Annotated in this window: 13 protein-coding genes; 9 read left to right on the top strand and 4 right to left on the bottom strand. The window is 44.7% G+C overall.

Features of this window, described 5'->3' with window-relative positions; translation table 11 throughout:
* Positions 1 to 11 precede the first annotated feature (11 nt).
* The 5 genes from aguB (at position 12) to R7P36_RS01470 (ending at position 6,583) form a co-directional block, all read left to right on the top strand.
* Complete coding sequence (gene aguB / locus R7P36_RS01490; protein WP_213899320.1) at positions 12 to 878, top strand: N-carbamoylputrescine amidase; 867 nt, start codon at positions 12 to 14, stop codon at positions 876 to 878.
* Positions 879 to 890: 12 nt separating this feature from the next.
* A complete protein-coding gene (gene aguA, locus R7P36_RS01485; RefSeq protein WP_213899321.1) occupies positions 891 to 1,973 on the top strand; it encodes an agmatine deiminase in 1,083 nt (360 codons plus the stop codon).
* 54 nt (positions 1,974 to 2,027) lie between these two features.
* Positions 2,028 to 3,455 carry an NAD-dependent succinate-semialdehyde dehydrogenase gene (locus R7P36_RS01480; protein ID WP_213899322.1) on the top strand — a complete coding sequence of 476 codons (1,428 nt, stop codon included), beginning with the start codon at positions 2,028 to 2,030 and terminating at the stop codon, positions 3,453 to 3,455.
* 14 nt (positions 3,456 to 3,469) lie between these two features.
* Complete coding sequence (gabT, locus tag R7P36_RS01475) at positions 3,470 to 4,741, top strand: 4-aminobutyrate--2-oxoglutarate transaminase (RefSeq protein WP_213899323.1); 1,272 nt, start codon at positions 3,470 to 3,472, stop codon at positions 4,739 to 4,741.
* A gap of 345 nt (positions 4,742 to 5,086) precedes the next feature.
* The gene (locus R7P36_RS01470; RefSeq protein WP_250154960.1) at positions 5,087 to 6,583 is read left to right on the top strand and encodes an EAL domain-containing protein; all 1,497 of its coding nucleotides are present in this window, start codon (positions 5,087 to 5,089) and stop codon (positions 6,581 to 6,583) included.
* A gap of 132 nt (positions 6,584 to 6,715) precedes the next feature.
* Here R7P36_RS01470 and R7P36_RS01465 read toward each other — a convergent pair whose 3' ends face one another.
* Entirely contained in the window at positions 6,716 to 7,603 is an 888-nt protein-coding gene (locus R7P36_RS01465; protein ID WP_042522534.1) for a DMT family transporter, read from the bottom strand.
* Between the two features lie 110 nt (positions 7,604 to 7,713).
* Here R7P36_RS01465 and R7P36_RS01460 point away from each other — a divergent pair, with 110 nt between their 5' ends.
* From R7P36_RS01460 to R7P36_RS01445, 4 genes are all read left to right on the top strand, one after another.
* Positions 7,714 to 8,196, top strand: a complete 483-nt coding sequence (locus R7P36_RS01460) for a MarR family winged helix-turn-helix transcriptional regulator (RefSeq protein ID WP_017633984.1) — start codon at positions 7,714 to 7,716, stop codon at positions 8,194 to 8,196.
* Between the two features lie 23 nt (positions 8,197 to 8,219).
* Positions 8,220 to 8,573 carry an MmcQ/YjbR family DNA-binding protein gene (locus tag R7P36_RS01455; protein WP_017633985.1) on the top strand — a complete coding sequence of 118 codons (354 nt, stop codon included), beginning with the start codon at positions 8,220 to 8,222 and terminating at the stop codon, positions 8,571 to 8,573.
* 119 nt (positions 8,574 to 8,692) lie between these two features.
* Positions 8,693 to 9,127: a DUF962 domain-containing protein gene (locus tag R7P36_RS01450; RefSeq protein ID WP_005377800.1), complete on the top strand. Its 435-nt coding sequence runs from the start codon at positions 8,693 to 8,695 to the stop codon at positions 9,125 to 9,127.
* Between the two features lie 202 nt (positions 9,128 to 9,329).
* Positions 9,330 to 9,641: a hypothetical protein gene (locus R7P36_RS01445; protein ID WP_054577887.1), complete on the top strand. Its 312-nt coding sequence runs from the start codon at positions 9,330 to 9,332 to the stop codon at positions 9,639 to 9,641.
* Positions 9,642 to 9,792: 151 nt separating this feature from the next.
* Here R7P36_RS01445 and R7P36_RS01440 read toward each other — a convergent pair whose 3' ends face one another.
* The 3 genes from R7P36_RS01440 to R7P36_RS01430 are packed head-to-tail and all read right to left on the bottom strand — an operon-like array spanning position 9,793 to position 14,548.
* On the bottom strand, positions 9,793 to 10,884 hold the full coding sequence (locus R7P36_RS01440) for a hypothetical protein (RefSeq protein WP_064353870.1): 1,092 nt from the start codon (positions 10,882 to 10,884) through the stop codon (positions 9,793 to 9,795).
* Position 10,885: 1 nt separating this feature from the next.
* Entirely contained in the window at positions 10,886 to 11,362 is a 477-nt protein-coding gene (locus R7P36_RS01435) for a hypothetical protein (protein ID WP_017633987.1), read from the bottom strand.
* Positions 11,363 to 11,371: 9 nt separating this feature from the next.
* On the bottom strand, positions 11,372 to 14,548 hold the full coding sequence (locus R7P36_RS01430; RefSeq protein WP_213899324.1) for a response regulator: 3,177 nt from the start codon (positions 14,546 to 14,548) through the stop codon (positions 11,372 to 11,374).
* Positions 14,549 to 14,664: the final 116 nt, after the last annotated feature.

The following is a 14,664-nucleotide window of genomic DNA, read 5'->3' as shown; positions in this document are numbered from 1 at the left end:
AGGAATATCCAATGAGCAAAGTGGTGAAATTTGCAGCCCTTCAACTGACGAAAAGCTGGGATCTGGAAGATAACCTAGCCAAAGCAAAAAAGGCGATTCGTGAAGCAGCACAAAACGGTGCGAACGTGATTCTTCCGCAAGAGCTGTTCGCTGCGCCTTACTTCTGCAAGAAACAGGAAGCAAAGTATTTCGAGCTTGCAGAAGAAACGGAGAATTGTCGTCTTATTAAAGAGATGAGTGCGTTGGCTAAAGAGCTCGGCGTCGTTATTCCAGTCAGTTACTTTGAAAAAGCGGGCAACACGTTTTTTAACTCGCTAGTAATGATAGATGCCGATGGCACGGTACTAGATAACTACCGCAAGTCACACATTCCTGACGGTCCGGGCTACAGTGAAAAGTACTACTTTAGCCCTGGCGATACCGGTTTCAAAGTGTGGCAAACCAAGTTCGGTAAGTTCGGTGCTGGCATTTGCTGGGACCAATGGTTTCCAGAGCTTGCACGCAGCTTGGCTCTGCACAGCGCGGAAGCGATTTTTTACCCAACTGCAATCGGTTCTGAGCCTCAAGATCCGACACTGGATTCACGTGACCACTGGCAACGTACAATGCAAGGTCACTCGGCAGCAAACCTCGTTCCAGTGATTGCGTCAAACCGAGTGGGCACTGAAGTCGATGATGGTATCGAGACGACGTTCTACGGCTCTTCTTTTATCACTGACCACACCGGTGCAAAAATTGCCGAAGCACCGCGTGAAGGTGAAACCATCATTTACGCAGAAATCGATCTCGCTACGACAGCGAAAGCGCGTCACGCGTGGGGCTTGTTCCGCGACCGTCGTCCAGACCTTTACACCAGCGTTGGCAAACTAGCCGTTTAAAGAGGCGTTAAAATGAAGTTATCGACAACACCAGCGCAAGATGGCTTCTATTTTCCGGCTGAGTTTCAGCCGGTTAGTGAAGTTTGGCTAGCGTGGCCAGAAAGGAAAGACAACTGGCGTGATGACGCATTACCCGCGCAAGAAACCTTTGCCAGAATCGCGAACTTAATCGCGGAAGTGACCAAAGTGTGTGTGGCGGTGTGCTCGCACAACTTTGACCGAGCGCGTCAAATGCTTCACTCAGATGTACGTTTGGTGGAAATCCCATTTAACGATGCGTGGATGCGAGACATCGGGCCGACCGTGCTTGTTAACCGAGCGGGCGAGCGCCGTGGGATTAGTTGGCAATTCAACGCGTGGGGCGGCGAATACAACGGGCTTTACGACAACTGGAAGCAGGACGACCTTGTCGCTGGCTCGGTGTGCGACATCATCGGTATTGATCATTACCGCGCTCCGTTTGTACTTGAAGGTGGGGCGATTCACACCGATGGTGAAGGCACGCTTTACACCACAGAAGAGTGCTTACTCAGCCCAGGACGTAATCCGCAGTTGAGCAAAGCGCAAATCGAAGAGCAGTTAAAGGCGTACCTCGGTATCGAAAAAGTCATTTGGTTGCCAAATGGTTTATTCAATGACGAAACAGACGGCCATATCGACAACCTGATGCACGTTATCGCACCGGGTAAAGTGGTACTAAGTTGGACCGATGACCCAAGCGATCCGCAATACGCGTTATCTCGTCAAGCGGAACAAGTACTGAAATCTCAGCACGATGCGAGAGGGCGCGAGATTGAAATTGTCCGTTTGCCATTACCGGGTCCGTTGCATTACAGCGAGCGTGAAGCCAATGGCATTGACGCCAGTTCAGGAATGAGTCGACAAGCTGGCGAACGCCTAAGTGCCTCTTATGCCAACTTTCTTATCGTCAACGAGCATGTGTTCTTGCCGATGCTGGACGAAGAGACCGACGCTATGGCGATCGATATTTTGCAAAACGCGATGCCGGAATACCAAATCATCGCGATATCGTCGAGAGAGGTTCTACTCGGCGGAGGGAACATTCACTGTATTACGCAGCAGATCCCTGCTTAAACATAAACTCGCCGCTGGCTTAGCGGCGATGATGAGTTGTCAAAAGGAATGACCATGCAACAGATACAAAACCAAAGCCTTGTTTCGTTTATGGTAGCGAATCCACAACAGGGCATTGCAGTGACTAATCCGGCGACCGGAGAACTCCTCGGGTACGCACCAGTATCAACCGAAAACGACATTTTAAATGGCATTGAACGTGCCAGTGTGGCGCAGAAAGAATGGGCGGCACTGCCAGCAAAAACTCGCGCTGGCATGCTCAATCGTTGGTTCCAACTTCTGTTAGAAAACAAAGCCGACCTTGGCCGTTTGATGACGTTAGAGCAAGGTAAGCCGCTAGCGGAAGCTCAAGGTGAAGTGCTTTACGGTGCGAGCTTTATCGAATGGTTTGCTGAAGAAGCGAAACGTACCTACGGTGAGACGATTCCTGCGCCAAGTGCGGACAAGCGTTTGGTGACCATCAAACAGCCAATTGGTGTCGCCTGTGCGATTACGCCTTGGAACTTCCCAATTGCGATGATCACGCGCAAAGCAGGGCCAGCTTTAGCGGCCGGTTGTAGCTTTGTCGTAAAACCATCTGAATCTACGCCGCTGTCTGCGTTTGCGGTCGCAGAGCTTGCCTATCAAGCGGGTATCCCTCGCGATGTGCTGCAAGTGGTTCTGGGTGAAAATTCACGTCAGGTAGGCGCTATTTTCACTTCGCATCCGTTGATTCGTAAGTTGTCTTTCACTGGCTCTACCCAAGTTGGTAGTGTGCTGATGCAGCAAAGTGCGGGGGACATTAAACGCACATCAATGGAACTGGGTGGTAATGCACCGTTTATTGTGTTTGATGACGCTGATATCGATGCAGCCGTGACAGGTGCAATCGCTTCTAAATTCCGTAATGCTGGTCAAACATGTGTCTGTGCTAACCGTTTCTACGTGCACAGCAAAGTGTATGACGAATTCGTTGCTAAGTTTGACGCTGCGGTTCAGCAGCTCAAAGTTGGTAACGGATTGGAAGAGGGGGTCAACATTGGTCCAGTGATCAGCGAGTCAGCGAAGCAAGGCATTCAAGCGTTGATCGATGGTGCTATCGAGCAAGGCGCGAAGCCGGTTTCAGAACTTAAAAAGCTCGATGGTTTATTTATGCAGCCAGTGGTTCTCAAAGACGTTACTCACGACATGAAGATTGTTTCCGAGGAAATCTTTGGCCCTGTCGCGCCAGTGATTCGTTTTGACAGCGACGAACAACTAGTCGAAATGGCGAACGACACCATTTACGGTCTTGCGTCGTACTTCTACAGCCAAAACATCCACCGTGTTTGGAAAATCGCAGAAGCGCTCGAATACGGCATGGTTGGCATTAACGAAGGCATGATTTCTACTGAAGTCGCTCCTTTCGGCGGTGTTAAGCAGTCCGGCATCGGACGCGAAGGAGCAAAACAAGGTATCGATGAATATATGGACGTGAAATATCTCTGCTTTGGCGGCAACTAATTAAGGACAAAACAATGACAAACCAACAACTGCACGAAAGAAGAAGCCAAGTTATCGCTCAAGGCATGGGCGCACTGTACCCACTTTACGTAGAGAAAGCAGAAAACGCTTACGTATGGGATATCGAAGGCAACAAATACATAGACTTTGCAGCGGGTATCGCGGTAACTAACACCGGGCATTCTCACAAGCGCATTAGCGAAGCGGTAAAAGCTCAGCTGGACAATTTCTCACACACGTGTGCGATGGTTACGCCATACGCGTCATTCGTAGAGCTGGCTGAAAAGCTGACAGAACTTGTACCAGGTGAGACTAAGAAGAAAGCGATCTTTCTAACCACTGGCGCCGAGGCGGTCGAAAATGCCGTAAAAGTGGCACGCGCTCATACAGGCCGTAGCGGCGTGATAGCGTTTAAAGGCGGCTTTCACGGTCGCACAAACATGACGATGGGGTTAACTGGTAAAGTTGCGCCGTACAAAGCGGGCTTTGGTCCTTTCCCGAACGAAATCTACCACGCGCCGTACCCAAATGCGTTTCACGGCATCAGCGTTGAGCAAAGCTTACAAGCGATCGACGATCTATTTGCTTGTGATATTGAACCATCACGTGTTGCGGCGATCATCTTCGAGCCAGTACAAGGTGAGGGCGGCTTCTACAAAGCGCCTGAAGCGTTTGCACAAGGCTTGCGTCAGCTGTGTGACAAGCACGGTATCATGCTGATTGCGGATGAGATCCAAACGGGTTTTGCCCGTACCGGTAAAATGTTTGCGACGGAGCTCCTAGGCATTGAACCCGATCTAATGACAATGGCGAAAGGCATTGCTGGTGGTTTCCCAATCTCAGCTGTTGTTGGTAAATCGGATGTAATGGACTCCGCACTGCCTGGTGGTTTAGGTGGTACTTATGCAGGCTCGCCACTCGGTTGTGTTGCTGGTCTTGAAGTGCTGAAAATCATCGAAGAAGAAGATTTGTGTGCTAAAGCGATGGGCATCGGTGAAGTGGTCAATGCACGTATGACCAAACTGCAACAATCTGTGCCTGCTATTGGTGAAATCCGTACTACGGGTGCGATGATGGCGATTGAATTTACTGACCCAGAATCAGGTAAGCCGCTACAAGAGATGACCAAATCGGTGATTTCTAAAGCGCAAGAAAACGGCCTTATCCTGCTTTCTTGTGGAGTAAAAGCGAACGTGATTCGTCTGTTACCTCCACTGACCATCAAATCTGACGTACTGAACGAAGGCTTAGATAAGTTGGAAAAAGTGATTCTTGAAGTGGCGTAATTCACGCGCTTTTAAATAGCAATAACAAATCAAGGAAGCGGTTGGCATCAATCGTTTCCTTTTTGTTTTTTAGCGTATCTGCTGCCTATCTAAAAAGTATTGCTCAAGCTCCAAGTTGTCACTTTTATTACGGATGACTTAACAATTGGGTTCGTCCTTACTTTCCACTTAGTCGCTACTTTGTTCTCCTCGAGTGTGGTTTGGTGCTCGCATTCTAAATCCCGACATCTGAAAGCCACTTGAGTCTATAATTTTATTGAGCGTCATTCCTCACTTTTTGGACTATAAAAATGAGATAGTATTCATATCCCACTTAGGTTGCTTGACAGATTAGCAGGACGAACTTTGATAACAAAGAATACAAGGTATGCCATTTTACTCGGCTTAGTTCCCATCGCCATATTTGTAGTGGCCTTTCATTCGATAACCAACTTTTACGTCAACTCGGTAAAAGCGTCGAAAATAGATGCTTACGTAGATTATTTAAATCAAAGGTCTGCCTATTTGGACGGAGCAATAGTGAAGCAGATTGCTCAGTTAGATTTTACTTGTAGTGATAGTGATGTAAGAACTTTACGCGACCCACGTTTTTATAACCGTTACATTCGTTTTATTGCGATGACCACAGAAGGCGGAAAAACGTGTTCCACGGTTGGTAGTGAAGTGTCTCGCCCATCTAGTAGTGAACGATTTCAGATGGATGAAAACTTTTTCGCATCACTTATTTTGCCGCAACAGAATGACCAAATAGAGTGGATGGTCATTTATGATAATGAACACGTTGAAGTCTTCTGGGTACTTGATAACAGTTGGGTTAACGAGGTAATAAAAACGCCTTGCAAAGACTGCCTATTTGTAGAGTTTAAGTATGATGAACCAATATTTGGTGATTTAACGATAAGCCGTGGCAAAGCGAATATTGCAGGAGAAGAAAACGCACTGTCAAAAGAGTTTTTCTTTTCAGGAGAGTCTCAAGCCAACATGCTCATAAAGATATACAGCGGTGAAAAACTTAAAAATTATGCTCAGGAAAGAGTACTTTTGTGGGGCGGTCTTGTAAGTGTGCTTGCAGGTCTTGCGACTGCCTTTGCATACATATCTGGTAAAAGCTTGAGAAAATCCATTACTGGTCTAATTGAAAATGGGATTAGTAATGCAGAATTTATTCCTTACTACCAGGCGATTGTCGATAGTCGCGATGGTAAGACAGTAGGATACGAAGCTCTGATTCGATGGTCGCGGCGTGATGGAATGGTGCCACCAAATATGTTTATTGGTGCTGCAGAAGAAAGTGGCCTGATTATCCCGATGACCAATCAGCTTATTCGTAAAATCATACAAGACTTAAGTGACTTACCCGAGCATACGTGGGTCAGCATAAATATTGTTTCCTCCCATTTAGAGTCAGGCGTATTAACGAAGTTGCTGTCGGAGTTAAATTGGCCAATCTCGAATAGAATTCATTTTGAGTTGACCGAGAGAATACCAGTAAAAGACACTGAGGCCGCGAAAAAAGAGATTTTGTATTTAACGAATAAAGGCTACAAGTTCAAAATTGACGATTTTGGTACCGGATATGGTGGCTTTTCTTACCTACAAGACTTGGGCATCCGATGTTTAAAAGTGGATAAGATGTTCATTGATCCAATAGGATCTGACGACCAAAAATTGAAAGTGCTGGACTCAATTGTGTCTGCAGCGAACAAAGCGGAATGTGAGATGATTGCAGAAGGTGTAGAGAGCCAGGCTCAAGTCGAATACCTGGCTCAGCATGCGATTTACCTTATTCAAGGTTATGTTTACGCTAAACCAGAGCCCCTGACTAACCTTGCAGGCGCTTAACAGCCATAATGTCAAAACGTACCGTTTTAAAGGTGTCAGTTGCCTAGGTTAGCGCTGATTTCTGCTGATGGGGTCACACTTGAGGATTCCTAACACTCTCATTACTTCTAGAGTGTTAGGAATTAACGTTACTTAGGAGGAGAGTGCGGCTCTTTTCGCTTTGATCGACGTAATGAGCTGAGGTAGTAATGACATTACGATCATTCCTAGCATTAAGCTGTATTGCAGAGGAGTGAACGTTTCCCCCAATAGCAGTAGGCCCGAAACAATGCCTGCGACTGGGTTTGCAATACCCCCAAAGGTAAAATCTACTACCGACATCCGCTGCAATAACCATACATACATGCCATACCCTAATGCGGTGTTCAGAATAATTACCCACAGTAACCCTAGAATATTCGTCATGGATACGTCCTGAACGACCGTAACATATGGCTCTGGATTGTTTATCGCCAGCACACTTGTTGCGATAGACATAATCACGCCACCCAAAATGAGCTGCCATGTTAGCACTGTCCACCAGTGCATTTTTGTACCTAGTGACTTTGTTACGCTACTTCCTATCACGATGCACATAATGGCGGAGATCATCGCAAGTAAGCCCACGGGTTCGAGAGAAATAGAGCTAGGATCAAATAAGAACCAAGCTAAAGCAATCAAAGTTGCGCCGCTTATTGCTTGAATGCCACTAGGCTGACGTTTGTAGACCGCCCAACCAAACAGCATCGCAAAAACGGGGACCGAAACCATACCAACACCAGAGATGGCAGAAGGAAGCGTCAACGCCATGACAAAAATGAGACCAAAGAAGCAAGCGATGTTGATGGTTCCTAAAACAAGCAGCACCTTCCACTCACTTCTTTTTGGAAACGAGGGCTTTATTGCCAGCAACAAAAGACCCGCAGGCAGTGCCCTTAGAGCGCCAAGTAAAACGGGAGGCCAGTCCGGTAGAGTAAACTGAGTAACAGCGTAAGTCGTCCCCCAAAAAAAGGCAGGAATCATCGCAAGTAAAATGTTCATGTTAAATATCTTTATGTAGAGATAATTAAATGTAACGATATCGGCAAGGTGGCTTTTTGTAAAGTATCTTTATGTTAAAATAAAAAATATATGATGTTTGGAGAGAAATAATGGATGCAATTGATAGAGTGGTAGAGCAGTGGGCTAGGGAGAAGCCAGACCTCGACACTGAACCGATGGCAATAATGGGTCGACTAATGCGAATTGCAAAACACATGGAATCTAGGGTCGCCGAGCTACATAAGAAGTACGACCTGAAAATGGGTGAATTTGATGTGTTAGCGACACTGCGTCGAGCTGGTTCACCATATTGTCTTACTCCCTCAGCGTTAATAGAGTCGATGATGCTCACTTCGGGTGCGATGACTAATCGCTTAGATAAACTTGAGAAGAAAGGGTTTATTACCAGAACCCATAGTAAAGAAGACCGACGTAGCGTCACCGTTGAACTAACAGAGCAAGGCTTAACCTTAATTGACAAGCTAATTTTGGAGCATGTAGACGTTCAGCAATCGTTATTGCATGGTTTAGAAGGCAATGAAAAAGAGCAGGTTAACCAGGCGTTAAAATTGCTATTGCCACAATTTGAGTGAGAACGCAGAAGGAGGTAGGGGATATGAAAAGCAAAGAACTAGAACAATACTTAAGTACCTTCATGTGTGCAGAAAGCGATTTCCCATTTGGGCCTGAAGCGCTTGTTTACAAAATCAAAGGCAAGATGTTTGCCATCATTGCAGAGAGAAACGGTCGGGAGTATGTCAGCGTAAAAGTAAAACCAGAAGATGGAGAAGTCTTAACGTCGCAGTTTACGGACATTATCCCAGGTTATCACTTAAATAAGCGTCATTGGATAACGGTTTATTTTAACGGTGATGTCGAGGATGGGTTGATTCAAGACTTGTGTGAACGCTCTTATGCTCTTGTCGTTGCCAAGCTGCCGAAAGCACAACGAGCGTTGCTTGGTGAGTAATCGGCAACGCACTGGCCTCTGTTGTTTTGTCGCTCGTTGCTCGTAGCCTTTACGGAAAAATTCGCACCTTTTTCATCCTCGGGCTATATAAGAATAAGAAGGTGGAAAAGGGGAATGATATGCGAGCATTATCTGAATGGCTAAAAGAATACGGGGAGAGTCACCAAAACCCTATCAACCAAAAGATTCACACAATCGCAGTTCCAGGTATCTACCTTTCTGTGGTTGGACTTATTTGGTCGATTCCCCAGATTTCATTATTAGGCTTCGAACTTAATTGGGTTTGGGTAGCAGTGATCCCCACTTGGGTTTTCTATTTTCGTTTGTCTCTGAGCGTATTCATGATGATGATCGGCTACACATTAGCGTGCATTGGCCTTATTTGGTCTCTAGAGGTATTGATGTTGCCCGTTCTGCATATTTCTATGCTCTTGTTTGGTGTATTGTGGATATTGCAATTTATCGGTCACAAGATTGAAGGTAAAAAACCGTCGTTTTTTGAGGATTTACAGTTTCTACTCATCGGCCCGATTTGGGTGTTCAGAAAACACTAGCGATAAGCAAAATCAGGCATCATCCGAATGACACAAGACATATAACGTTCAGAGATTATGTAGCTCTTACTACAGAATACATCTCCTTCTTATTGCCACGACAAGCATTCACTTTAGATACGCACTATGATTAAAGAGGTGCCAACGCACTTTACGCTATCGAGATGCTTAAACTTACGGCAAGTTTACTTTAGGGGGATGAATGTACGATCGACAATATAAGTATGCCTATTGGAGAGAAGAGCGTAAAAAAGGCAAATGGCACTATATATTAAAGTCCTTCTTTATGATTTGTTGTGCATTACTGCTTGGTAAAGTCATCGGTTTGTTCATTTTTGGAGAGCTGCATTCTTTAAGCGACATTTGGGAACAACTCCCTGCGGATGTTTTTATTATGATGCTCGTGGGCTTTCCAATTAGTGTCCTTGGTTGGTACCACGAAGAGTCAAAGTTTTTCCGGGCACTGCGACGCAAAGAAAAGCGGTTAAAAGACAATCAAAACAAACCGAAATAGAGTAACCTTTGTCTATGTTTGGATTGCCACTTATCTATCTGAACTGTTCGATTTTACCCCTTTCAGTCGTTTAGCGTTTAGTTACGTGTTGCAAAAAGCCTTCTTAATGCAACAGCCCCTAGCGTTGTGGAAATTGGTACTGTAAGAAACATTAAAAAACGAAGTTGAGCATTAGCGTATAAAGGCTCGCACTGTCATCCTTTGGGGCTGATGAAAACGCGCCAGAGCTATTATTGTAGGCGTTGAACCTTTGCCATTCTGCGTTTAGGGAAACGTTGTAATCTAGGTCGTATCTCAATCCGAGTAAGAAACTGTCTCCACTTTTTTTATCCCGACTATTAAACTGCTGACCGTAAACAATATAAGGAGTCAACTTTTTTACATTATAACTTGTTGTCGCGTACCAAGATGAGGAAAGATTGCTGGTCTGTCCTTCTGCCATAATCACAATGTTATCGAGCTCGTATCTTAACCCTAGAGAAAACAGATCGATCGTGTTGTTTTTTTCTGTTTCAACTAGACGGTCAATGATTGTGGTTCCGCCACCGGGAGTGGACTGCTCAATGTTAGAGAGCGTCGTTGTTTGATCATAATCGCCGTGGAGGTAGGAAAAATTCCAACGATAGCTCTCTCCGCTTAGCGTTAAGTTCATCCCTGCAGTGTTGTTTGACTCAATTTCCAATTCAGTACGTTCATTGATGGTTACGTCACTATTGTCTTTAAACCCGACAAACGGCATGGCGGTAAGTACGACTTGCTCATTAAGGTCATGAATCCAGCGTGCAGATAGGCCGTTATAAGCCGTGATACCTAGAATGCTGTCATATACCTCATTCGGTGGGCGGGCTTGGGTAAAAGCGTGACCGACATAGTTGTACTCAGACATCAAAAACAGTGGCAGTCTTAAGCGTCCTCCTCTTATTTCTATGTTTTTATAGGTATAAGCCAAATACGCCCACTCGAGCTGAGGCGAGCTCCAATGGTCTTGCGGGCGCTTTACGACTTGTGCGGATGCCCGAAATGCCTTGTGAAAATAATCGAGCTGCATGCCGAAAGTGGTATCGCAATCGAAACAAGATTCATCGCCAATAAAGCGGTTAACTAGTACCGTAGTTGGGTTATCGGATTTTGCCCACGAAGTAGAGCCAAAACCACTTAAAGAAAGTTGTTCTGTTAGTTCAATCGTGGCTGAGCTCGGAAAGGTCGCGATACTCAGCGATAACATGGTTAAATATTTTTTCATATCAATTCTCCGAGCTAACCACACATAAAACATGAGCATTACTAGGGACGCTCGATGTTGGGGCATAACCAATTCTATTCGGCTTCTCTTGCATCCATGCTATGAGGTCATCAATGCTGGAGCGTGCAATCACTTTTGGCGGTCTAGCTTTACCTGAAAAAGACAAGCTTGCCCAATGCGCGTTCATTTGCGCTAAATTTTTGTTGAGAAGATAACGATAGAACTCAGCTCTTTCTGTTGATGTCGCAGGCCAGTCAGAGAGTTCAATTCGCTGGCCTTGTAAAAGTTGCGTCTTCCCTCTGTACAACTTTCGCGCTTTATTGACAGTGAGCGGAGAGAATTCGTCATTAAATGAGAAAACGGCGTAGCTCTCTGCAGCGAGAGCTTGGCAATTTAATGAAAGAAGGGCAATCAGAATAAACAGATAGCGTTTTATGTAACGCAAAGGAAAAGCAACGCGAGAATGATTTCTACTCATAGAATCCACCTACATTGCTTGTTCAATTTGATACAACAGTTTTTCTTTGCGCACAGGCTTTGGTACGTAGGCATCCATTCCTGAATCAAAGCAGCGTTGAATATCATCATCAACGACGCTTGCTGTTAATGCGATAATGGGCGTCTTAGCTAATCCTTTACTCGCTTCATAAGCTCTAATTTGCCTAGAAGCTTCAAACCCATCCATTATGGGCATCATGCAATCCATCAAAATAACATCAAACTTTCCATCTTTTTGGAACATTTCGACTGCAATTTGACCGTTTTCTGCGACTTCGAATTGATAGCCTGCTTTAGATAGCAATAGAGAAGCCACTTTCTGGTTCACTCTATTATCTTCGACAAGCAAGATGCGTTCGGAGCGAATAGGCGTTACCGTTGCTTCTGGTTGCTCAGAACTTGCAGGTAGTTCATGAGTTTTATCGGGGGTGGTGTTCTCTTGGTGTGGTTCAGCAGGCGTCGTGTTGGAAACGCGTAACCCTATTGCCTTATCTAACTTCTCTTTAAGCAACCCTGCTTTAAACGGTTTGGGTACATAGTCATCCATTCCAACGTCAAAGCATTTTTGTATATCGTCATCGACCACACTTGCCGTTAGAGCAATAATCGGAATTCTGAAAGCGCGTTTTTCTTTTACTTCTATTTGACGAATTATTTGGGTGGCTTCAAATCCATCCATTACGGGCATCATGCAGTCCATTAAAATTAGGCTGTACTGATTCTGTTGAAATTTCTCAACCGCTTCTTGTCCGTTTACTGCGACATCAAAGTCGAAGCCAGCTTTTGTGACGTGTAGCCCCGCGATTTTTTGATTGACCGTATTGTCATCAACGACCAAAATTTTCGGCAGAGATTTAACATGTTGCGCTGAAGTGCTCTCTTGTTGTGCGTGCGAGAAATTTGCCGCACAACTTTCAAGTGCTTTAATTAAGCGCTGCCCTAGTAGTGGCTGAGTGACCAAGGCGCTGATATTGTTTCTAAAGTCGAATTGTGGGCTATGAAGGTGCTTGATGAGGCAGACACGAATGTTTCGTTTACAAAGGCTTTCTATCTCATCGATATGCATCGCCGCTGCATTTGGTGATGCTTCTACATGAATAACGATAACGCGCTCGTTATCAATCCACGTTGGCAACGCACTTAAGGTATCTACTGACTGCGTTATATTGATGTTGAAAAAACTTAACTCGTTACGCAGTTTTTGTTCTAGTTGAGTACTGCTGCATACAATCCATATATCGTTGTGATTCAGAGCGTGATAAGCGTTAAACTCTTGCGTCACAACAGGAGCAGTTAGTTCAAAGAAGAAGCGACTGCCTTTACCTTTCTCGGATTCAAGTTGAATTTCTCCACCCATTAGCTCAACTAATTGCGTGCTAATGGCAAGCCCAAGTCCAGTTCCCCCAAATTGTCGGGTAGTAGAGTTATCCTCTTGGGCAAATGGAGCAAATATTTTCTTTTGCTGCTGGGCATCAATACCAATCCCAGAATCTTTAACGGAAAACTCGATGACCGCTTCACCATTTTTAATTTCGCGGGTGATGACCGATAGCTCTACACTGCCTTGTTCGGTAAATTTTACCGCGTTAGACATGAAGTTCATGACAACTTGGCGTATACGATGGTCATCCAACATTACGTGGTAAGGCGTGTTACGGCTAATGTTGACTTGCACATCGATGCCTTTTTCCTTTGCTTTCGGTGAAATGATAGAAGCAATGTCATAGATAGACTCTCGAACACAAGTTGAATGTGGGCTAATGAGCAACATCCCAGATTCAATTTTTGAGAAGTCTAGAACGTCATTAATTAAACTCAAAAGCAGTTGGGAGGAGGTTTCAATCGTGTCGACGTAATCGCGTTGTGTGGCAGTCAGGGAAGTATCGGATAACACTTCAGAGATGCCAATAACGCCATTTAGCGGCGTGCGGATCTCGTGGGACATGTTGGCCAAAAAGCTACTTTTGGCTTTACTCGCCTTAATTGCATCATCTTTTGCTTGTTCTGCATCTTCTTTAGCTTGTGTGAGCTTTAGTCTGGACAACATCCGCTCATCACTAAGCTTTTTTACCTCTCGAGCAAACTTACTCAGCTCGTCTTTACCCTTTATTAGTTGAGCAAGAGGTGAATTTTCAGTGTTACTTTGTTCATTGCTTTCGTTACTGAGAAATTTGAGGACTAGATTCAAGTTTCCAGTAACTTTTCGCACCAATCTTAGCGTTAAACTTACGACCAACAGCGTTAAAAGGCTCATCATTGCGATAAAGGTAAAGCGGTGCTGTGTCGTCGTGTTGATTGTCTTTGATATATCATCACTCAGCTGTTGTTCCATTTTGTCGTCAACACTTTGTAATAACGATAAGCGTTTGTTGAGTGCAGATAACCCCGCATCAATCTCATCCGGGGTTAATGATTTGAGTTGAGCTGGTTGCAATAAATAAGCACGAAACTCTTGGCTTTTGATAAAGACTTCACCCGTAAACGTCTCAATGAGCAGATCTACTTGTTGTTGATTGGCATTTAGCGTCACAAAACGCTCTAGAAATAGTTGTTGGTTCTGGATTAAAGATTGGATAGAAGCCTGTGTTGTGAGGTCATACTCGTTATTTTCCTCTGAAGATCGAATCAAATATTCGCTTAATCTATGCTCTTCAGTGGACCAAAACATCAACCATTCAAGTTGCATCAAAGAAGAAAGGTGAGTGTTTGTTTCATAACTCACATTTCTAAAATAGACTTTGTCTAAGCTCATGAGGATTTCTTTGAACGTATCAGCGCGCCACTCTGCCGCATCTAACTTTTCTTCTTGATTTTGCGAAGAGAGCATCGAGAGGGTTGCTTCCTCAAAGCTTGTCAACTGGTTTAGTATCTCAGCGTTTTCACCGAATACTGGTGCAGCGGTGTCGCGTAACAATTGAGATATCTGCTGAGTTTTTAGTTGCTTATCTATTAAATCAGGGTTATTCGGTAGGTGATAAAGCGAAGATACGCGGTCGATGTAGACAGAGAATAACTGTGCTTTTTGTAGTTCCTGAGCCTGGATAGAAAGGCTTTGTACATGTTTACCCGCGAGGACAAGCAACAATAAAATTGGCAGCAAAACCAACCCAAATAGCTTTTGTTTTACCGACAGGTTGTTCCAAGAAAAGATTCCTACCACGCGCATTTCCATATCCAAGAAGTTGATATGAAAAGTGTAGTTTATTTATCTCAGATGTTAGATTTTAAGAGAAAATTCATATTAATGAGGTGGGGGAAGTGTGACCGATATTGCATTACGAG

This window comes from Vibrio sp. 397, assembly GCF_033339395.1.
Classification (GTDB): Bacteria; Pseudomonadota; Gammaproteobacteria; order Enterobacterales; family Vibrionaceae; genus Vibrio; species Vibrio alginolyticus.
The sequence above is the reverse complement of the archived record's forward strand: the minus strand, read 5'-3'. Positions and strand labels throughout refer to the sequence as shown.